The sequence below is a fragment of the Mesorhizobium sp. M1252 genome, from assembly GCF_040318265.1.
GTDB lineage: Bacteria > Pseudomonadota > Alphaproteobacteria > Rhizobiales > Rhizobiaceae > Mesorhizobium.
Genome location: NZ_JAMYLX010000014.1, coordinates 120,860 through 138,153 on the forward strand (window position 1 = coordinate 120,860; position 17,294 = coordinate 138,153).

General features: G+C 63.3%; 23 protein-coding genes, 2 pseudogenes and 1 riboswitch. Of the genes and pseudogenes, 9 read left to right on the plus strand and 16 right to left on the minus strand.

Translation table 11 applies throughout. The annotated features are described in order from the left end of the window. Positions 1 to 31: 31 nt before the first annotated feature. A complete protein-coding gene (locus tag NKH22_RS24885; protein ID WP_023805596.1) occupies positions 32 to 1,024 on the minus strand; it encodes an HNH endonuclease in 993 nt (330 codons plus the stop codon). A 242-nt stretch (positions 1,025 to 1,266) separates the two neighbouring features. Between NKH22_RS24885 and NKH22_RS24890 the strand changes: the two genes are divergently transcribed. The 3 genes from NKH22_RS24890 (at position 1,267) to NKH22_RS24900 (ending at position 3,454) form a co-directional block, all read left to right on the plus strand. After that, a complete protein-coding gene (locus NKH22_RS24890) occupies positions 1,267 to 2,541 on the plus strand; it encodes a DUF763 domain-containing protein (protein WP_023805597.1) in 1,275 nt (424 codons plus the stop codon). Positions 2,542 to 2,657: 116 nt separating this feature from the next. Further along, entirely contained in the window at positions 2,658 to 2,876 is a 219-nt protein-coding gene (locus NKH22_RS24895; protein ID WP_352710050.1) for a hypothetical protein, read from the plus strand. Next, complete coding sequence (locus tag NKH22_RS24900; protein ID WP_352710049.1) at positions 2,870 to 3,454, plus strand: COG3904 family protein; 585 nt, start codon at positions 2,870 to 2,872, stop codon at positions 3,452 to 3,454. Before NKH22_RS24895 ends, NKH22_RS24900 begins: the two co-directional genes overlap by 7 nt. Before the next feature lie 57 nt (positions 3,455 to 3,511). Here the strand turns inward: NKH22_RS24900 and NKH22_RS24905 are convergent, their stop codons facing one another. Continuing rightward, complete coding sequence (locus NKH22_RS24905; RefSeq protein ID WP_352710047.1) at positions 3,512 to 4,396, minus strand: NmrA family NAD(P)-binding protein; 885 nt, start codon at positions 4,394 to 4,396, stop codon at positions 3,512 to 3,514. A gap of 203 nt (positions 4,397 to 4,599) precedes the next feature. Between NKH22_RS24905 and NKH22_RS24910 the strand changes: the two genes are divergently transcribed. Continuing rightward, entirely contained in the window at positions 4,600 to 4,908 is a 309-nt protein-coding gene (locus NKH22_RS24910) for a hypothetical protein (protein ID WP_023693854.1), read from the plus strand. A 66-nt stretch (positions 4,909 to 4,974) separates the two neighbouring features. On the opposite strand, the gene NKH22_RS24915 is transcribed toward NKH22_RS24910, so the two are convergent. From NKH22_RS24915 to NKH22_RS24925, 3 genes are all read right to left on the minus strand, one after another. Beyond that, positions 4,975 to 5,574: a DUF6456 domain-containing protein gene (locus NKH22_RS24915; RefSeq protein WP_352911413.1), complete on the minus strand. Its 600-nt coding sequence runs from the start codon at positions 5,572 to 5,574 to the stop codon at positions 4,975 to 4,977. 327 nt (positions 5,575 to 5,901) lie between these two features. Beyond that, positions 5,902 to 6,594 carry a GcrA cell cycle regulator gene (locus NKH22_RS24920; protein ID WP_352911416.1) on the minus strand — a complete coding sequence of 231 codons (693 nt, stop codon included), beginning with the start codon at positions 6,592 to 6,594 and terminating at the stop codon, positions 5,902 to 5,904. Between the two features lie 86 nt (positions 6,595 to 6,680). Next, positions 6,681 to 7,055, minus strand: coding sequence for a hypothetical protein (locus tag NKH22_RS24925; protein WP_023693857.1), 375 nt, complete (start codon positions 7,053 to 7,055; stop codon positions 6,681 to 6,683). A gap of 79 nt (positions 7,056 to 7,134) precedes the next feature. On the opposite strand from NKH22_RS24925, the gene NKH22_RS24930 reads away from it, so the two are divergent. Beyond that, complete coding sequence (locus NKH22_RS24930) at positions 7,135 to 7,797, plus strand: LexA family transcriptional regulator (RefSeq protein WP_023672482.1); 663 nt, start codon at positions 7,135 to 7,137, stop codon at positions 7,795 to 7,797. A gap of 172 nt (positions 7,798 to 7,969) precedes the next feature. On the opposite strand, the gene NKH22_RS24935 is transcribed toward NKH22_RS24930, so the two are convergent. From NKH22_RS24935 to NKH22_RS24950, 4 genes are all read right to left on the minus strand, one after another. Beyond that, the gene (locus tag NKH22_RS24935; protein WP_352911419.1) at positions 7,970 to 8,977 is read right to left on the minus strand and encodes an ABC transporter substrate-binding protein; all 1,008 of its coding nucleotides are present in this window, start codon (positions 8,975 to 8,977) and stop codon (positions 7,970 to 7,972) included. Beyond that, positions 8,974 to 9,756, minus strand: a complete 783-nt coding sequence (locus NKH22_RS24940; RefSeq protein WP_352911422.1) for an ABC transporter ATP-binding protein — start codon at positions 9,754 to 9,756, stop codon at positions 8,974 to 8,976. Before NKH22_RS24940 ends, NKH22_RS24935 begins: the two co-directional genes overlap by 4 nt. Continuing rightward, complete coding sequence (locus NKH22_RS24945; RefSeq protein ID WP_352911432.1) at positions 9,753 to 10,595, minus strand: ABC transporter permease; 843 nt, start codon at positions 10,593 to 10,595, stop codon at positions 9,753 to 9,755. The genes NKH22_RS24940 and NKH22_RS24945 overlap by 4 nt, the downstream gene beginning before the upstream one ends. Positions 10,596 to 10,850: 255 nt before the next feature. Next, positions 10,851 to 11,459 carry a YkoF family thiamine/hydroxymethylpyrimidine-binding protein gene (locus tag NKH22_RS24950; RefSeq protein WP_352911425.1) on the minus strand — a complete coding sequence of 203 codons (609 nt, stop codon included), beginning with the start codon at positions 11,457 to 11,459 and terminating at the stop codon, positions 10,851 to 10,853. Then, positions 11,450 to 11,562: riboswitch (TPP riboswitch) on the minus strand. (Overlaps the previous gene by 10 nt.) Before the next feature lie 210 nt (positions 11,563 to 11,772). Between NKH22_RS24950 and NKH22_RS24955 the strand changes: the two are divergent. Both NKH22_RS24955 and NKH22_RS24960 read left to right on the plus strand, forming a co-directional pair. After that, a pseudogene (locus NKH22_RS24955) lies at positions 11,773 to 12,162 on the plus strand (GSU2403 family nucleotidyltransferase fold protein); the annotation flags it as partial. Positions 12,163 to 12,397: 235 nt separating this feature from the next. Beyond that, entirely contained in the window at positions 12,398 to 12,649 is a 252-nt protein-coding gene (locus NKH22_RS24960; RefSeq protein ID WP_023684826.1) for a hypothetical protein, read from the plus strand. 156 nt (positions 12,650 to 12,805) lie between these two features. Here NKH22_RS24960 and NKH22_RS24965 read toward each other — a convergent pair whose 3' ends face one another. The 4 genes from NKH22_RS24965 to NKH22_RS24980 all read right to left on the minus strand — a co-directional run bounded on the left by NKH22_RS24965 (position 12,806) and on the right by NKH22_RS24980 (position 14,426). Further along, on the minus strand, positions 12,806 to 13,045 hold the full coding sequence (locus NKH22_RS24965; RefSeq protein WP_023684825.1) for a DUF2934 domain-containing protein: 240 nt from the start codon (positions 13,043 to 13,045) through the stop codon (positions 12,806 to 12,808). A gap of 92 nt (positions 13,046 to 13,137) precedes the next feature. After that, a complete protein-coding gene (locus NKH22_RS24970) occupies positions 13,138 to 13,353 on the minus strand; it encodes a hypothetical protein (protein WP_352911427.1) in 216 nt (71 codons plus the stop codon). Positions 13,354 to 13,451: 98 nt separating this feature from the next. Beyond that, the gene (locus NKH22_RS24975) at positions 13,452 to 13,781 is read right to left on the minus strand and encodes a DUF1236 domain-containing protein (RefSeq protein ID WP_023670359.1); all 330 of its coding nucleotides are present in this window, start codon (positions 13,779 to 13,781) and stop codon (positions 13,452 to 13,454) included. A 342-nt stretch (positions 13,782 to 14,123) separates the two neighbouring features. Next, positions 14,124 to 14,426 carry a hypothetical protein gene (locus NKH22_RS24980; RefSeq protein WP_352510896.1) on the minus strand — a complete coding sequence of 101 codons (303 nt, stop codon included), beginning with the start codon at positions 14,424 to 14,426 and terminating at the stop codon, positions 14,124 to 14,126. A gap of 160 nt (positions 14,427 to 14,586) precedes the next feature. Between NKH22_RS24980 and NKH22_RS24985 the strand changes: the two genes are divergently transcribed. Then, positions 14,587 to 14,916: a hypothetical protein gene (locus NKH22_RS24985; RefSeq protein WP_352806843.1), complete on the plus strand. Its 330-nt coding sequence runs from the start codon at positions 14,587 to 14,589 to the stop codon at positions 14,914 to 14,916. 401 nt (positions 14,917 to 15,317) lie between these two features. Here the strand turns inward: NKH22_RS24985 and NKH22_RS24990 are convergent, their stop codons facing one another. From NKH22_RS24990 to NKH22_RS25000, 3 genes are all read right to left on the minus strand, one after another. Continuing rightward, positions 15,318 to 15,539, minus strand: coding sequence for a hypothetical protein (locus NKH22_RS24990; protein WP_023670355.1), 222 nt, complete (start codon positions 15,537 to 15,539; stop codon positions 15,318 to 15,320). 258 nt (positions 15,540 to 15,797) lie between these two features. Next, the gene (locus NKH22_RS24995) at positions 15,798 to 16,205 is read right to left on the minus strand and encodes a heme-copper oxidase family protein (RefSeq protein WP_023684822.1); all 408 of its coding nucleotides are present in this window, start codon (positions 16,203 to 16,205) and stop codon (positions 15,798 to 15,800) included. A 152-nt stretch (positions 16,206 to 16,357) separates the two neighbouring features. After that, positions 16,358 to 16,594, minus strand: a complete 237-nt coding sequence (locus tag NKH22_RS25000; RefSeq protein ID WP_023689015.1) for a hypothetical protein — start codon at positions 16,592 to 16,594, stop codon at positions 16,358 to 16,360. A 153-nt stretch (positions 16,595 to 16,747) separates the two neighbouring features. Here NKH22_RS25000 and NKH22_RS25005 point away from each other — a divergent pair. After that, a pseudogene (locus tag NKH22_RS25005) lies at positions 16,748 to 17,294 on the plus strand (helix-turn-helix domain-containing protein); the annotation flags it as partial.

Here is a 17,294-nt window from a genome sequence, read left to right on the forward strand (position 1 = left end):
GACCTGACGGCTGACGCTCAGTTGATGCGAGCTATGCCACAAACACATCCTCTCGATGGTGAGCGAGGTAAGCCTGCTGCGGCGGGGTGAAGGTGCTAGTGCGCCAGACGGCGGGGGCTTCGGCAAAGCCGAAACTCTGCATCACCAATTGCTCGAATCCGAGCCGCCGCAAATCAGTCTTGTCGACGCGCTGGGATATGAGGACCTGCCCGCTATCTTCAAAACTGATGAAGCCACGGTCAAAGAGGTGGTCGGCATCAGGCGTGAGGAGCAGCCCGTTCATGCCGTCCAAGCGCTCCTGCGCGGAAGCGCATAGGCGCCAAGGTTTGATGTGGCTTGCAATCAGCAACGAGGGATTGGTGACCCCTGTGAGTCGGCACGAGCGCTCCATGGCTTCGACATTGGAACGAAATTTACCTTGGCCGCGACGAGCTTGAATGACGCTCGTCTTTACAGTGTCCTCGAGTTGGAGGTCGTCTCGGATACGGCGCTCAACGACGTCCTCTAAAATTTCATTGACGACTTCGAAAGTGAGACTGTTTGCGCCACCACGCCTCAAAGCTTCGCGGTCGAAAGCTGTACCCGCGACAATTGTGTGAAACACCTCTTGCGATACGCTCGCGAGATAGGCGTTTTGACGGCCTGATCCGGAGTTTGGGTCGATGGGCGAGTATCGGGCAGGCAGAAGCGGACCCAATTCGCCAATTATGTCCGACGGGCGCACCGTCGGCAGGAGCGGCGCCCAATACACCGGGAGAAGCCAACCTTCCTCGTTCCAATTGGCTCCAGTGTTCTTGAACTCCGGTGGTTTCGGTGCTGTGAATGCAAACTCCGCTACCCGACCAATATAGCGCACGGCTTGACCGAAAAAAGACAACACGAGGTCACCAGGTGTCGCCCGACGCATATTTTTGTAGAACTCGCTGCGTGCCCCATTCTTCTGAGTTTTGGGCGACCAGAGATATTGCCCGTCGATCTCTTGGCGGGCGGTCTGACTGTGATTTACCCACCAGAATTGCGACATCGTTTTTGATTTTAATAGTTGCCGTCGGGGGTAAGCTCTATTCGAGACCTGTCTCGCCTACAAGCAGGGAGCCGACCTTATTGCCAGGTGCGACAGGCGGCGTAACTGCATCTTTCGGCGAGACGCCAAGAAGAGCGTAGGGCGACGATAGTCGCCGCCCCCACCCCGCTTGCAAATCGCCCCCCAAATGCCATCTAGATCACAGGCGCACCGCCGGTGCGCCTTAGCCACGGAGCATTCACTTGACGCAGCGAAGCGGCAGTGCGGACTTGCCGCTGCATGGCGGGCGGGTTCCGAAATGGCTGGGTGACCGCATGACGCGGCTGGGCGCGGTGCTGTGCGAGGCGATCATCCATCATTATGGCCGCGACGAGCTGTTGCGGCGGCTGGCGCATCCGTTCTGGTTCCAGTCTTTCGGCGCCGTCATGGGCATGGACTGGCACTCCTCGGGCATCACCACTTCGGTCGTCGGCGCGCTGAAGCGCGGGCTCAATCCGATGTCGCGCGAGCTCGGCATCCATGTCTGCGGCGGGCGCGGCGCGCATTCACGCAAGACGCCGCAGGAGCTGGCGGCGATCGGCGAGCGCGTCGGCATCGATGGCGCGGCCCTTGCGACCGCCAGCCGCCTGGTCGCCAAGGTCGACAGTGCCGCCGTGCAGGACGGTTTCGACCTCTATCTGCACGGCTTCATCGTCACCGACGACAGCCGCTGGGTGGTGGTGCAGCAAGGCATGAACGGCGACAGCAGGCAGGCGCGCCGCTACCACTGGCTGTCGGAAGGGCTGACCAGTTTCGTCGACCAGCCGCATGCGGCGATCGAGGGCGAGCGGCAGGGCGAGATCGTCAACCTGACCGATCATCGCGCCGAGCCATCGCGGACCGGACAGCTCGACCTGTTGAAGACCATGAGCCCGGAGCGGATCCTTGACGAGCTAGCGGTGCTGGAGCCGCCGTCGAAAGCAGCGCCTGCGAAATCATCCGCGCAGCCGATGCTGCCCAATCTGGTGATGCCGGCGCATCACGACGTGCGCGAGAGCGACATCGTCATGCACCGGCTGCACGGCAACATCTCGGCGGCCATCGAAAGCGGGCCGGCCAATTTTCCCGAACTGCTGCTGGTGCCCGGCGTCGGCGCGCGCACAGTGCGGGCGCTGGCCATGGTGGCGGAAGTGGTGCATGGCGCGCCTTGCCGGTTCTCCGACCCGGCGCGCTTTTCGCTTGCCCATGGCGGCAAGGACCGCCATCCCTTCCCGGTGCCGCTGAAAGTCTATGACGAGACGATCGCGGTGCTGAAATCGGCCGTCGGCAAGGCCAAGCTCGGCCGCGAGGAAGAGCTTGGCGCGCTGAAGCGCCTGGATGGCGAGGCGCGCCGGCTGGAGCGCTACGTCACCGGGCCGAGCCTTAAGGAGATCGTCGCCGGCGAGTTCGACCAGTCGCATCTGCTGGGAGGGCGCAGTGTGTTCGGGTGGGAGAAGGCGGCGGAAAGCGACGACGGTTCAGACAGGGGCCGCCAGTAGCGGCCTGTCCATCATGCAGAGATAGTGCGCGGCCCATAGAAACACGTGCTCGGCTGTTTTGATAATGCTTGCAAAGACCCATTTCTCAAGTGATGCTCTGCCAGGCGAGGCTCGGCATGAAGACATTCGCATGGACGTTGGTTTTCGTGCTGCTGGCGATTGGCGGCGCGATCGCCCAAACGACGCCTGAGCCTGCCATACTGGCATATACACCGCCGATGCACTTCGTCGTTGTACGCAACAGCACGCCAGGATGCGAGCCGACATGCCCGGAATGGATTTCGGCGGAAGGTCACATCGTGGCCGGCACGCCAGCTTTGCTGAAGGCTTGCTGAAAAAACTCGGCCCCCGCAAATTGCCTTTGGCGTTGAATTCCCCGGGCGGCGAGACCGATGCGGCGATGGCGCTTGGCCATATGATCCGCGCCAGCGGGCTCGACACGATGGTTGGCAAGACGGAGTTCTCCGAATGCGCGCCAGACACAAAAGCCTGCGGGCCGGGCGACCTCCGCTTCGGCGTCGCCAACCCCGTCGGCGCAGTCTGTTCGTCAGCTTGTACGATGGTTCTTGCGGGCGGCGTACGGCGCCTGGCAGACAGCCGCGCCTTTGTCGGCATTCACCGGATCATGCTGCCGACCGCCAAGAAAATCCACGGCAAGAAGACCATCGTCCTCGTTCCGATACCCAAATGGTATGAACGCAAGGTCGACAGCTATTTCACCGAGATGAAAGCAGGTTCGTGGATCGTATCGGCCATGCAAAAAACACCCGACGACAGCATACGATACCTCATGACATACGAACTTTTGGACCTGAATCTGATAACCGAAACCGGTCACGGCGACACGCGCACCTCCATCGATATCTGCAAGACCACGCCGCCGGCGGGCAACTGCCGAACGGTCAGGCAATAGGAATAGCGGGCCACGTAGGTCGTCGAAGCGCCTGTTTCTCAACAGCAACCCTTCACTTTACGCGGCACCCTTCAACAGGTCTTCCGGCCGGCCCTCGACCAGCGCCGCAATATAGCTTTCCAGGCTGGTCGTGCCGCGCTCCGGGTTTTCCGGCTGCATCGGCTTGTCCAGCGTGGCCCCGGTCATGCGGGCATAGGACTCGGCCGCCGTTTTGGAGAAGCCGAGTTTTTCGTAGGTTTCTGTCCAGCGCTCGCGCGGCACCGTGACCACGCGCACGTTTTTGCGCAACGCCGCACTGAAGGCTGCGGCGACATCGGCGGCTGAGTAGCGCCGAGGGCCCTCGATATAGTGCGTGCCGGTCTTGTCCGCCGGCTCCAGCAGACGTCTCGCCGCGGCCTCGCCGAGATCCTGCGGCGCCACCATCGGCAGCTCGAAATCCGCCGGGAAGAAGGAGGTGATGACGCCGTCGCGCCGCGCCGTCTCCAGGGCCTGATCCCAGTTGCTCATGTAATAGGCGGCGCGGTTGATGCTTGCCGGAATGGCTTGGGCCTTCAGCTTCTGCTCGAGGCCGTAAAGGACGGTGAGATCGCCGACACCCTCGCCGGCCTGCGCGCCGTAGGTCGATTCCGCCACCAGCTTTTCGAGGCCGGAGCCCTCCAGCGCCGCCGCAATGGCGCCAACCGTCTTGCGCTCCTCGGCGTCGGTGTCGGTCGATGGATCGGCCGGCGGGTTGAGCAGAAACGCCCGCTTGCCGCGCCGCAAGACTTCACGCAGCGCCTCGACATCGAGCACATCGGCAACCGCGGCCTCCGCGCCCTGTTCAACCAACCATGCGGCCTTCGACTCGTCGCGCGTCACCACCGTGACATCCTCGCCCTGCCGCAACAGCGCCATTGCCGCCGCCGAGCCGACATGGCCGGTACCTCCAAGAATGACATGCATGGTCTCGTCCTTCCCTTGCTGATTCATGCCGGATTAATGGCTGGGGCGGCGAAGGGTTCAAAAATCGGGGGACGATGCTGACAGGAGGTGACGCTGACTTTCCTCGCAATGCACGGCGCAGGGGTCGTTCGCATCTTGCAAAATTATGGAACGAGGTCGTGCCCAGCGAGTTATATTAGCGCAACCTTGAATAGGAGGCAGCTATGAGAAAGCTCCTGCTTGCTTCGGCTATCGCTATCACTGCGGCGGCGGCGATGATCGCCCCGGCGAATGCCGGCGGGCGCGTCGTGATCGGCATCGGCAACGGCTACTATGACGATGACTACAATGACAGCTATGGCGACTATTACGATCGCTACGCTCCTCGCCCCTACTACCAGTATGATGCCTACGATAACGGCTTCAGGTACCACAGGTATCACAGGCACCATCGCCATTGCCGCATAGAGTTGGTCAAGCATTGGCGCCATCATCACAGGATCGTCGAGGAAATTCGCGTTTGCGAACGGTGATCCGATAGGGTGAAACCGGTTCGGCCGGCATCTGCCGGCCGGCCACTTCCTGCGTGGCTGCCGGCCTTATCGCGGCTTCCGCATCAGTATCATCCCGTAATCCACGGCCAAAAGGTCGAGCCCGACCTTCAACAGCTTCACCACCACATCTCGTCCCTCGCCGGTGCGTTCGGCGAGCGCCTTCACCGACTGGCCTTCGAGACAGATCTGGCGGACCACTTCCGCCACTTCCCAGTGGGCCAGGGCGGCGACGGCGTGAGCATGAGCGCGGCCGGCGTTGAGCACGCGGTCGGGGATGCCGCCATTGATGCGGCCGCCGTCAATGCGCTCTTCCCACGGCATCGGCCGCAGCCCGTCACGCGAGGCGCGCTCGAAATCGTCGCGAAACCGCTGGCCGGCCTCACGCTGCTGGCGGGTCAGTGAGGTGATGCCGACCAGCGGATCGACATTGCGCACCCGCACGATGCCGCCGGTCGCGGTGTAGCCGTCATTGGAGACCTCGTAGACGCGCCGCGCCTCTTCGGTGCCGACGCTCAGCCGCTTGCGGCCGAAGCGATCGTCCTTCAGCGCGAAATCATGGCCGATCTCGCCGCGGATGCGCACCTGCTCGGCTTCGCCCGCAGGCAATTTCGGCGGTTTGGCTTTCTGCGCGGTTTTTTTGCTCATCGGGGGATCCTTGTGGGATTGGGTTGTTGAGCCGGAAGGTTGGCGTTCCTTCGCGCCCCCCTCTTCCCTGCCGGGCATCTCCCCCACGAGGGGGGAGATTGGCAGTGTCGGCGGCTGCGCCTCTGCAACGTTGGCAATTGGCGAAATCGGCGGCGATATCCGATCGCCCCCCTCGTGGGGGTTGAGGAGTGGTCCGCGAAGCGGACGGAAAGCCAATTGCTTGGCTTTCCGAGCGACGAACGTCCGGCAGGACAGAGGGGGGCGCTGTCCCGCCGGCTTTCGATCATTGGTGGGGTCGTCCGAAGGCGAGGAACGGAGCCCAGCCGCTCACACCACCTCCGCCACAGGCCGGTGGAAGCGCGCCTGGTGGTATTCGCAGTAGCTTTTCAGCGCCCTTGTGCGCAGGCCGCAGCACAGCATCTCCAATCCCGGCCGGCTGCCGGGAGGGTCTTTGTCGGGGTCTTCCTCCAGCGTCAGGTCGAGCGGCGCGCGGCAGCGGTCGAACAGGCAGTCGATGAAGCGCATGGCGGCGACATGCGGCTGACGCCCGAGCGAGGCAGGGAGCGGCGCCGGCACATTGAAGCGGTAGATTTCGCCGTCCACCACCAGCCGTCCTTCGCCCGGGATCGAGGGCGCCGGACGGGCTGGCAACAGAGGCCTGGCCGATGGCTGACGGCTCGGTTTGGCGGCCGGTTTGACCGGCGCGGCCTGCTTCGAAACTCCTACTTCCCTTACGAGCTTGCTTGGCTGCGCCGGCGGATTCCTCTTGGCGGTATTCTCGTTTGCCGCAGTCTTCCCCGTCGCATTCTTCCTCGGTCGGCCGCCGGACCTGCCGCCTCTGGGGTTGGCGAAGCCGATGGTCTTCAACGCGCTGTTGCGGTGGACGATGCCGATGATGGCATTGCGCGAGACCGGACTGCCGCGCAGCGCCGTGAAGCGGACGGCGATCCCTGTGGCCGACAGGCCATCCCTCAGCCAGACGGCGATCTCCTGCAATTCGGTGTCGGTATAGGCAGTCATGTCGGTATCCATTGATTGCGCGCGCAAAGGCCGAGCGCCGGCCCCGAGGGCCCACGGGAAAAAATCAGAGCGGATGGTCGGTGCGGTCAGCCGATACTGGCGGCCGGCAGCGAGCCGGCGAGATGCCGCAAGGCGGCTTCGGCGGCCGCTTTGGTGAGGGCGGAAACCGCCCTGCCCGTCAGCCGGTCGAACAGGATGACGGTGCCATCTTCCGTGCGGATGCAGGAAATACCCTGCCCGCCGGAGACAGCCCTTGGCGCACCGGCGGCGCCATGGGCTGAAGAGGTGGCCGGAGCCGGGAGAGGAGCGGCTCCGGCCGTTCCGGTCGATCGGGGGGACGACGGTTCGACCGGATCCGGGGCAAGAGCCCCGGTTTGCGTCCGGACCGGGGAGGAGGACAGCCCGGACGATGGGAGAAAGCTGACGATGTCTGCGGAAACGCTTGCGGTTTGTTCGATCATGCGCTAAGCGTACGATATGTACGAAACGTACGCAAGCGAAATCGTACATATTGGACGATAAATTTCAGGCATTTGTACGATGCAGGAACCGAGGCACAGATTGCAGCAGGCGCGGGCGGAGGCGGGTTATGCCTCGCCGAGCGACGCGGCGCGGGCATTGCGCGACATCAACAAGAACACGCTGATCAGTCACGAGAATGGTAACCGGCCGCTGTCGCGCAAGGCGGCGGAGAAATACGGCCGCCTGTTCGGCGTCGATCCCGGCTGGCTCTTGTTCAACGGTGACGGCGGCAGCCTTGCGGGGGGCCATTTCGGCTTTGACGAGTCGGGCCGGCAGATCCCGATGCCGTCGCTGGCCACCGTCGATGTGCCCATCGTCTCATGGATCAGCGCCGGCGAACTCGGCAGCCAGGACATGGTGGTCAATCTCAGCGACTATCCGACCATCCCCACCACCGATCTGGAGCAGGGCCAATGGATTGCTCTGCGCGTCGACGGCCCGTCGATGAACAAGATCTCGCCACCGGATTCGATCATCTTCGTCAACCTCAGGGACAAGCGGCTGGTGACCAATGGCTGCTACGTCATTTCGGACGAATCCGGCCAGGCCACCTACAAGCGTTACCGCCCCAACGAGAACCCGCCCTTCCAGCCGGCCTCCTACATGGACATCCCGCCGCCGGCGCTGGAAGGCGCCATCACCATCATCGGCCGGGTGAAGCGCTCGATGATCGATATGTGAGGGAGAAGGCGGTGAGGCGCAATCTCCCCCCTCGAAGGGGAGATGGCCGGCAGGCCAGAGGGGGTCGCCGCGCGTAAGGCGCTGACGTCCTCTGTCCGCGATAGGAAGTCGCGTCAGGACGTACCGACCCCCTCTGTCGCCTTCGGCGACATCTCCCCCTCGAGGGGGGAGATTACGCGCCCAAAAACTCGTTCGTAAAATACCCCCCGAAATCCGGCTTCTCCTTCAGAACCTTGCCATCGCCATCGAGCAATATGCCGGCCCTGAAGAGGTAGGTTCCGATCGCCTCGATCTTGGCCCTGGCGATGGTGCCGATGACGCCGTCCTGGCTGCGCAAGAAGTGCCCGTCGACGAGCATCTTCAGCGAAGCGTGGATCAGCGCCGGGTCGGTCAGCGCGTCCTTGTTGGACGCGATCAGCAGGTCGCCAGCCTCCTGCGGGTGATCGCAGGCAAACTGGTAGCCGCGCCGCGTTGCTTCGACGAAGGCCGATGCGGCCTTCGGGTTTGCCTGGAGATATGCATTGCTGGAGGCGATCAAGGTGGTGTGCTCGTCGGGCACGCCGTAGTCGGCGTAGCGGAAGCCGCGCTGCCTGACGCCTTTCAGCTCCGCATCGACGCCTTCCCAGGTCGAGACCTCCAGCGTGAAGTCGACCGAGCCGTTGGCCAGCGCCTCATAGGCCGAGGTGCCTAATGTCACCGTCTCGAAAACGCCCTTGCCGCCATCGTGGCGGATGATGGTCGAGATCAGCGTGTTTTCCCAGGCGCTGCCGAAGCCGCCATAGGTCAGACCGTCGAGATTCCTGGGACTCTTGATCTCGCCGCGATCCGCGTTGAAGACCAACCGGCCGGTCTCCTGCTGGACCACGGCGTAGACCGCCTTGAGATCGGCGCCGGCAGCCCGCTGGGTAAACAGGCCGACGCCGGCAATGCCGAAATCGGCGATGCGGTTGGCGACCAGCGTGCCGGCGCCAGTATCGCCATAGGGCAGGATCTCAACATCGAGCCCAGCCTCGCCGTAAAACCCTTTGTCGCGGGCAACGAACAGGCCGACATGGTTGGTGTTGACCGTCCAGTCGAGCGCGACGGTGATTTTTTGCGCAGCCGCATGAGCGCGCGAGGCCAGCGGCAATCCGGCGGCCAGCGTCAGCAGCAAAGCCTGCCGGCGTGTGAATTCGGTCATGAAAAACTCCTTTGAGCGGTCTGCGGAAACAAGCCTCGGTCAGTCCTGGGATTGAGCAGCGTGTCGAGGATGTCGGCTTCGAGCGCGGCGGCCTGGCGCGCGGCATCGCTGCCGGTGGTGCGCGGGCGCGGCAGCGGCACGGCAATCTCGCCGATGATGCGGGCCGGCCGCGCCGACATCAGATAGATTCGATCCGAGAGGTAGACGGCTTCGCGCACGTCATGGGTGATCAGCAGCGCCGTCCAGCGGTGGCGCTGCCACATGCCTTCCAGCCAGCGTTGCATACCCGCGCGGGTCAGTGCATCCAGCGCGCCAAAGGGCTCGTCGAGCAGCAGCATGTCGCACTGCTGCACCACGGTGCGCAAAAGGGCGGCGCGCTGGCGCATGCCGCCGGAAAGTTCCGCCGGCCAGGCGCGCTCGAAGCCGGCAAGGCCGAACTCGGCAAACAACGGCGCGACGCGTTCGCGCGCCGCCTTGCGGCCAAGACCCTGCACTTCCAGCCCCATCGTCACATTGTCGATGACGCGTCGCCACGGCATCAGCGCGTCGCGCTGCGGCATGAAGGCGAAGGGGCTGCCCTGCAATGGCGCGCCGTCGAAGCGCATGTCGCCCTCGCCCTTCAGAGCGCCGGTCAGCAACTGGAACAGCGTCGACTTGCCGGCGCCGGAAGGGCCGAGGATGGAGACGAACTCGCCGGCCGCGACGTGCAGCGAAATGCCGGCGAGCACCTCAAGCGCGCCGAAGTTCTTCCTGATGTCCCGGAGTTCGAGCCGCGTCATTGACGGTTCTCTTCTGCAGCTTCAACCTTGCCGTCGCGGCTTTCGCTCCCTGCATTCTCCCAAGGCATGGCGAAGCGCTGGACGAGCACGGCAATGCCGAACAGGATCAGCGTGAGCGCGGCGCTGACGGCGACGGCAGCGAGCACCAGATCGGGCCGAAAGTTGTTCTTGGCATTGAGCATGTAGATGCCCAGCCCCTTCGCCGCCCCCGCATATTCGGCGAAGATCGCGCCGACCACGGCGTAGGTGACGGAGATGCGCAGCCCGGCGAAGAAATAGGGCAGCGCCGAAGGCAGGCGCGCCAGCCAGAAGATACGCCAGCGCCCTGCCCCCATGGCGGCGAGCATCTGCGAAATCTCCTTGCTGGTCGCAGCAAAACCTTCGACCAGCGCGACCATCATCGGGAAGAAGGTGACGAGCGCCACAAGCAGGATTTTTGGCATCAGCCCGAAGCCGAACCACAGCACGATGAGCGGCGCAATCGCGACCAGCGGCAAGGTCTGGCTGACAATCAGCAGCGGAAACAGCGCGCGGCGCAGCGGGGCCAAGAAATCGACCAGCGCCGAAAGCACGAAGGCAGCGACCAACGAGCAGGCGAAGCCGGCTGATGTGGCGCGGATGGTGGGCAGCGTGTTGTCGGCAAGGGCAGCGCGATGCTCCCAGGCCTGCTGCAGCACGCGCGACGGCGCCGGCAGCATGGTGGGCGCAGCGCCACCATAGCGGGCGTAGAGCTCCCACGCCGCGAGGAGCAGGGCGGAGGCGCAGGCGGCGGGGATGGTCTTGGCGATGGCTGCGGCTAATCTCCCCCCTCGAGGGGGAGATGTCGCCGAAGGCGACAGAGGGGGTCGTCTCGCATAGAGCGCCCACGCCTTGCCGATGCGAAAAGGACGTCGGCGCTCCACGCGCTGGGACCCCCTCTGGCCTGCCGGCCATCTCCTGCTCGAGGGGGGAGATTCGTGGGCATCGCGGTCTTCGCCAATCGCCAATGGCTCCCCTCCTCTTTGTGCTGAGGGGTCAGAGGCATCTCCTCCACGCAATGGGTCAGATAAACCAGCCACGGCAACATCCTCGAGGAACGACGCTTGAGCCGCGGCTCAGACCCCGCTCGGGCTGTTCGCCGAAATCGTGATGTCGAGGGTGACGTGGCCGGCGCCGGGGCCGAAGCGGCAGAAGGCCTCGTTGAGCGTGGCAAACACCGCACCGGCATCGCCGCGCAGTTTGGTGCAGAAGTTCTTTGAGCGTTCAAAGACGCCGGACTGCTTCAGGAAATCGATGCAGCCATAGATCTCGTCCATATGGTCGCCTGTGCCCATCACATAGAGCGAGAACTGCGCCGCCACCGGCTGGCCGGTCGACGGCGTGGCCTGGACAGCGCGGATCGCGGCGATCTTGCGCTCGTCCAGCGGAATGGCGGGGCCGCCGGTCTCGTCGGAGCGGCAGATCGGATCGTCGGGCTCGCCCGGACAGCCGCGCGAGACCGCCGCCGAAAGCACGCAGTGCTTGCCGCTTTTGGCCGCCGCGACGAACAGGTCGCGCATGGCGGGAAACAGCACCTGGGGCGGCCCGACCATAAGGGTCGAGATGTCATCGGTTTCGATCCGCAGCCGGTCGCGCCAGGGATCGAGCGCGCCGAGCGCGCCGAGGATGACGCCGACGAAATCGTCGGTCATGGGATAAAGGGAAATCTGTGCGCCTGAAAACATCGCCCGCCTCGCTCCGCTGGTATTATCCAGATCAGCTTTAGGGTCCGAAGGCTTGCCGCCCTCATCTCAGCCCCGACGATACGGAGCACCCCTGTGGATGGGCGGGTTAAAGCACCGTTCGCGGCATTGGGGAAGCCGTTTGTTGAGGCACTGCGGGAAAGTGTTTTGGGCCAGACGTGCCGGGCGCCCGGGCGTTAACAGACGACTCGTCAGTTCGTTGCGTTATAACGTTTCCACGAACTTCTTATAACTGCGTTGAAATTCAAGCTGATAAACGTAATTATAAGAAAACGGCAGAGACTCCGCGCAGCCCTTACGGTTTCTGGATTTCCTTATCCGCGACCCCATCCGGACTGTGCTCCTGCATCGCTCGGGCTTGCCTGTGCTGGTCCCCTCGCCCCAGCGCTACGCCATCCACAAGCTGATCGTCGCCTCGCGACGCGGGCCGAGCGCTGGCGCCAAGCGGGAGAAGGATCTCCATCAAGCGCGCCTGCTGACCCAAGCGCTCGAAGCCACGCGTCGCCAGGACGACCTTGCCTTCGCCTTCATGGAAGCGTGGGACAAGGGCGAAAACTGGCGCGAGACGATCCGGGGCGGCTTGAACCTGTTCGACGCCGCCACGAGGGAAAACAGTCACACCATCCTGGGGAAATCCCTCCGCGAAATTGGTGCGACTCCTGAAGGATTCACGATGCGGGATTAGCTGAAGCGACCGCTGCTATATTCATTTCCATCGTCCCAACCGTACGAAATTGGCTTGACGCTTATTCGTACATAAAGTACGATATCTTTTTTCGCAGAGAGGAATGTCCTTGAGCACAGCGAACCATGTTGCCTTCGCCGATCTCTCTCGTCCTTTGCCGTCACCCCCGTCGTTGCCGCCGCCTTTGTTGCCCTTGTCATTCGATCAGTGCGAACGCCTCGCCGGGGCCTGGCGAATGGCCAGCCAAGACATCGCCGACGACATCCGCTTCATCCGCCAATATCTGAAAGTCGTTGCCGAGAAGGACGAGAGGCTGTCGACCGGCACCCTTGTTCACAGCCGCGCCTATGTCGAGGCCTGCGCCGGCTGGCTGCCACAGACCGTGACGCGCTATCTGCGCCACCTGCGCCAGATCACCGAATGCGAACTGGCCATGACAGCTGCCGGCATTCGCTTTGCGCTGTCGAGTTATGCCTGGGAGGCATGAGGGCGCCTGTCGCCAAACACAAGGAATTGCGCTGCCCGTCGCAGGCGCAATTCGTCAGGTTGAGAGGCTCGGGCGCGCCTGAACGGCGGGCGCCAAGGATGGCCCCGGCCAGCGAATTCCGGCCTTGCTTTATTTCGACTGGCCTTATTTCTGGCCTTATTTCGATTTGGCTTTGCCGGACTTTGCGGCGGCAGGCTTCGCCGCCTTTGGCTTGGCGGCTGCCTTGGCGGGCTTGGCGTCAGCTTTCTTCGCCGCCTTTTTGGGCTTGGCGACCGCGCCATCGACTTCAGCCGTGGCCTGCTCCCAGTGTTCCTGATGCGCGCCTTCAGGCCGGCCGGCCTTTTCCCAGATCTCGTGCGCGCGCTGGCGAATGCGGTCCTGTTTGTCGTCCGTCACTTAAGCCTCCGTGGTTGGGTCCGGTCGGTTGGTCCAGATTCCACGAAAACATTAGCCGAAAATTCGACCGGCGTCTTGAGTGACGAGACATCTCAGCGCGGGTCGGAAATCACCGCAACGCCGAGCAGCGCCGCTTTCTTGACGATCAGCCCGGCGAGGTCGGCATCCGAACGATCGGTGCCGGTGCGCTCCCGCAGGAGCGCGATCGCTTCCTTCATCGATAACGGCGCCGTGTTGCGCTCGGCCAGCAACTTGTCGCAACACGCCGCAACATTGGCGGAGTTCGGGGTCTCGACATGCGGCAACATGGCAATTCTCCTTTCATCATGTTCGTCATTCGGCCCTGCCGCCCTTTTGGGAAGAACGACAGGGCCGTATCACCGATGAATGGTTAGGTTGTCGAGCGTTACTCGACCACCTCGACAATCCTGCGCGTGCTGGGGTCGACCAACACGGTATGGTTGTCGACGACGGCGTATCTGTACTGAACGTCGGGAACCTCCTGCAGCTCGACAGTGTCAGGCAAGGCAGTGCCGACATTCAATTCGACGCCGAGCAGATTGACCGAGGCAAGCGGATGTTTCTTTACGTATTGGTGCACGACCGTGCGCTGTTCCGGGGTGATGATCACCTGCTGCTGTGCCGGCTGCGTGACGATGACCTCGTCGGCGGCGGCAATGCCGATACCAGCGATCATGGCGAGCCCGGCGACGGCGGGAATAAGGATGGTTTTCATCTTCGTCTCCTGTCGTTGTTGGCGAGCTCCGCCGTGTTCCCGCATGAGGCGAAAACAGCGCAGATCGAGGTGGCGGGCTCCTGGAGGCAAACGCAGCCGGTACGGTCTTGTTCCGCAAGCGGAGACTAAATTGATCGGCTTCCGGTCATGCCAGCAGAACCCGCACCCGCAAGATTCGCATTGAAGCACAATCCCTCAGGAGACCTTCGACATGGACGATGCACGGCTCCAATTCCGGTGGCGATCGCGGCCGGCGCCGGCATTGATCCGGTGACCGCGTCGTGCCCGGCCAAGACCGGAACCGACCGCCTTCGTGCCACGCCGTGAAGTTTCAAGCAAAGGTCATTGCTTCGGCGGCTGCGCAGGCACCTCGCCAGGCTTGATCACCGGCGTCTTGCCCTGATCCGGCGGCGGCTGCGTCATACCCTGGTCACCACTGGGCGGCGGCTGCAGCACGCCGCCGCAGGGACCGAGCGTGCTGGACGATTCGCCACCGCCATTGGCGGCCGGCGGCTTCTGACCATCGTCCTGAGGCTGCGCCTGGCAAGGCGCGGCAGGGCCGTGCTGGTCGCTATTGTCCTGCGCGGCCGCCGGGTCGGCCAGCGCCAAGAGCAGCACGCATGGGATGAGGGGGAAAGTCTTCATGGTCCAGCTCCTCTGGATTCATCTCCTTGGCAAAGCAGACTAGTCCTTGGCAAAGCAGACTGGCGGCAATTGGTTCCACGGAGATGGAGTGGTTGCCGGAACCTGACAGCCGGAAGTGAGTTCCACCTTCTCGACGCTAAGCCGCCCAGAGGAGGCAATCATGGAAGAACGAAACAGAAAACCCAATGACGAGGTCGAGGCGCCACCGAGCAAAAACGATGCCCGCGACAGGATCGCCAATGACGACGTGGAAGCGCCGACGCCGCGCCGGCTGGATTGGGATGCGCTGCGTGGCGCAACGGTCCTGCCCAACGGAGCAGATGAGGAAAGCCTGCCGGACACCACCGGAGTCGAGAAGGAAGGCGAACTGCCCGAGGAGGATGACGACAACCCCTACCAGGACAGTGACGATGCCTTGCCCGACGACGCCGAGGAAGCCGCCATTGGTCACCACCTGGCAAGGCGCGGCGGCCCGTTCGACGAGGTGTAAGGGCAGCGACCGCGGACTTTCGAGAGTTTCCCGGGACGTCCACGCCGTCACCAGTTGGACCAAGGATGAGCTGAAGGCGATGCCGGAGCATCGCGATTGATATTTCGAAGGATCCGGCTGGTCGGATCCTTCGTTTAAGGCGCCTTGGCGGTTTGGTTAAATTTAGCCCTTGTGGTCAAGGACTGGACGTGGACGGCGACACACCTTCGACAGCCGCGAGGCAGCCGAGAGCACGAACGCGAAGTCCAATGTTCCAAGCGCCGTTGAGGCCGCTCGCCTGAAATCTTCAAAGTGCGCAAGAGATTGTCCGCCGCAGGCGGTGCGCACACGCTCCAGTATCGCAGACGACCGGCGTAACGGCCCATCGACCGCCGGCACTTAGTGCCGACGGGCGCATGGCTTCAATTCGACCCGGGATCGCCGAGCGCCTCGGTGACGAAGGACGCCGCGATCAGGTCGTCGGCGTCGAGGCGTAGGGAGCCTTCGACACCTCCCATGATGGCTGCGACCTTCTGGAAGGTCTGCATCTCGTGTTCAGTAACGCTGGCGTCTCGCATCCTGGCTTTCAGATCGGCGATGCGTCGGCCCAGTGAGGCCGACGTTCCGATTTCTCTGTTCGACATGGTGTCCTGCTCCTCCCCCAACCCATGCTGTGGACGTACTCAAGGCTGCCTATATATAAGGCAGCGCGAATACAGTCGCCGCAACGCGCGATATCTGGGAAGGTTCCGGCGCCAAATAGTCACGAAATAATACGTGTGGGGCTCAGTTTTGGTCGCCCACGCGGCGGTAGACACCGCAAACCAGCGGCTGTCCATCGGGCTGGCCAACCCGCGTCGCGGGTCGCGAACGCGGGTCGGACTTGATCGCTGCGCGCACAGTCAGCGAGAAGCCGGCACCACGCCGGACACCGAGCGCGCCGTTTCGGGCGAAAACACCACGAAAGCAAAAACCAGAACGGCAGCGGCGACGATGAGCGAGCCGCCGGCGACGATCGGTTCAAGCGCCGGGTTTCCCTGCAGCATCACATACAGCGCCGGCAGCATGATCACCAGGCCGAGTGTGTAGAGCCCGTAGTGGATCATGGCGATGCGACGCGCCGCCTTTTGCGGATTGAGCGCGTAGTAGCCGCCGAAGATGGCGCTCGTCACCCAACCGAGCAGATTGATATGCGCGTGCGCCGGAAAAGCGGCGTGGTCACCCGAGATCGCCATCTGCAGGCCGGCCGCAATCCCCAACATCAGGAACAAGATGGCAGTTTTGAAAAAGAGTTCTGAAACCCTCGGCATGTCATTTCTCCCCCTATGCGGTCTGCGACCGCTTGCGTCCTGGAGAATACACCCACGCGCAGAAATTTTCCACGCCCGCTTATGGGCCATGCCTGCACAGCTTTTTGCACGCTGTTCGACTTTTCTGGCTGCCACAACCCGGCGCCGCCCCGCTACGGCGTCAGCAAGATGTCGGCGCCCGCTCGCTCGTCGAACACCACCGCGCAGCCGCGCCCCAGCGCCACTGCCGACAGCGCGTTGGCCACCGTCTCGTCCGGCGATACGAAATCACCGGTCAGCACTCGCAACTCCTCCACCGCCCTGGCCATTGACACGCAGTGCCCGGCAACGCGATCGCTCGTGCAGGCGTCAACGACGCTGACGAGGTCGATCATCTCGAACTGGCCCATACCGGCCTCCACAAAAACAGCGTCCCGTCGCGGATATGAACGCTGAGGCGAGAGACAATGTTCCGCAGGTCCGATTGTCCGAACCGGATAGATAGGTAACAGAATGGACCGATAGCATGGGTGACAGTTTTCTTGTCCGCCGGAGGACCGGCGATGGTTTGGCGAGAGACTGGCATCATGGACGAGCGGCTACGGTTTGTTGTGGAGTGTCTTTCTGGGGATGAGACGATGGTTGCGCTTTGTGCGGCCTACGGGATCTCACGCAAGAACGGCTACAAATGGCTAGGACGCTATCGGACGTTTGGGCCTGAGGGTTTGCACGACCTGCCGCGAGCCCCGCTCAATCATGGCCGGGCGACAGCTCAGGATCTGGTTGAGCGGATTGTGGCGGCCAAGGAGCTGCATCCGCTTTGGGGTCCAAAGAAGATCGTGGCACGGCTCAGGCGCACGGCTCCCGAGTTCATGTGGCCTTCAGCCTCGACGGTCGGCGCGATCCTTGCGCGGCATGGGCTTGTCCGCGCCCGCAAGCGACCCCGCCTGCGGGCCTGCGGCAATGACCCTGGCCACAGCCGCAAGAACCGAACGCGGTGTGGACTGGCGATCACAAGGGCTGGTTCCGGACCCGCGACGGCTGGCGTTGCGAACCCTTGACGGTGATGGATGCGTCGAGCCGCTATCTTCTGGCGCTCGAAGCGACGGG

Excerpts from the sequence above, each read along its gene's own strand:
- NKH22_RS24885 (WP_023805596.1), bottom strand. The coding sequence starts at position 1,024 with ATGTCGCAATTCTGGTGGGTAAATCACAGTCAGACCGCCCGCCAAGAG.
- NKH22_RS24895 (WP_352710050.1), top strand. The coding sequence starts at position 2,658 with ATGAAGACATTCGCATGGACGTTGGTTTTCGTGCTGCTGGCGATTGGC.
- NKH22_RS24905 (WP_352710047.1), bottom strand. The coding sequence starts at position 4,396 with ATGCATGTCATTCTTGGAGGTACCGGCCATGTCGGCTCGGCGGCGGCA.
- NKH22_RS24910 (WP_023693854.1), top strand. The coding sequence starts at position 4,600 with ATGAGAAAGCTCCTGCTTGCTTCGGCTATCGCTATCACTGCGGCGGCG.
- NKH22_RS24915 (WP_352911413.1), bottom strand. The coding sequence starts at position 5,574 with ATGAGCAAAAAAACCGCGCAGAAAGCCAAACCGCCGAAATTGCCTGCG.
- NKH22_RS24920 (WP_352911416.1), bottom strand. The coding sequence starts at position 6,594 with ATGACTGCCTATACCGACACCGAATTGCAGGAGATCGCCGTCTGGCTG.
- NKH22_RS24925 (WP_023693857.1), bottom strand. The coding sequence starts at position 7,055 with ATGATCGAACAAACCGCAAGCGTTTCCGCAGACATCGTCAGCTTTCTC.
- NKH22_RS24930 (WP_023672482.1), top strand. The coding sequence starts at position 7,135 with ATGCAGGAACCGAGGCACAGATTGCAGCAGGCGCGGGCGGAGGCGGGT.
- NKH22_RS24935 (WP_352911419.1), bottom strand. The coding sequence starts at position 8,977 with ATGACCGAATTCACACGCCGGCAGGCTTTGCTGCTGACGCTGGCCGCC.
- NKH22_RS24940 (WP_352911422.1), bottom strand. The coding sequence starts at position 9,756 with ATGACGCGGCTCGAACTCCGGGACATCAGGAAGAACTTCGGCGCGCTT.
- NKH22_RS24950 (WP_352911425.1), bottom strand. The coding sequence starts at position 11,459 with ATGTTTTCAGGCGCACAGATTTCCCTTTATCCCATGACCGACGATTTC.
- NKH22_RS24960 (WP_023684826.1), top strand. The coding sequence starts at position 12,398 with ATGGCCAGCCAAGACATCGCCGACGACATCCGCTTCATCCGCCAATAT.
- NKH22_RS24970 (WP_352911427.1), bottom strand. The coding sequence starts at position 13,353 with ATGTTGCCGCATGTCGAGACCCCGAACTCCGCCAATGTTGCGGCGTGT.
- NKH22_RS24975 (WP_023670359.1), bottom strand. The coding sequence starts at position 13,781 with ATGAAAACCATCCTTATTCCCGCCGTCGCCGGGCTCGCCATGATCGCT.
- NKH22_RS24980 (WP_352510896.1), bottom strand. The coding sequence starts at position 14,426 with ATGAAGACTTTCCCCCTCATCCCATGCGTGCTGCTCTTGGCGCTGGCC.
- NKH22_RS24985 (WP_352806843.1), top strand. The coding sequence starts at position 14,587 with ATGGAAGAACGAAACAGAAAACCCAATGACGAGGTCGAGGCGCCACCG.
- NKH22_RS24990 (WP_023670355.1), bottom strand. The coding sequence starts at position 15,539 with ATGTCGAACAGAGAAATCGGAACGTCGGCCTCACTGGGCCGACGCATC.
- NKH22_RS24995 (WP_023684822.1), bottom strand. The coding sequence starts at position 16,205 with ATGCCGAGGGTTTCAGAACTCTTTTTCAAAACTGCCATCTTGTTCCTG.
- NKH22_RS25000 (WP_023689015.1), bottom strand. The coding sequence starts at position 16,594 with ATGGGCCAGTTCGAGATGATCGACCTCGTCAGCGTCGTTGACGCCTGC.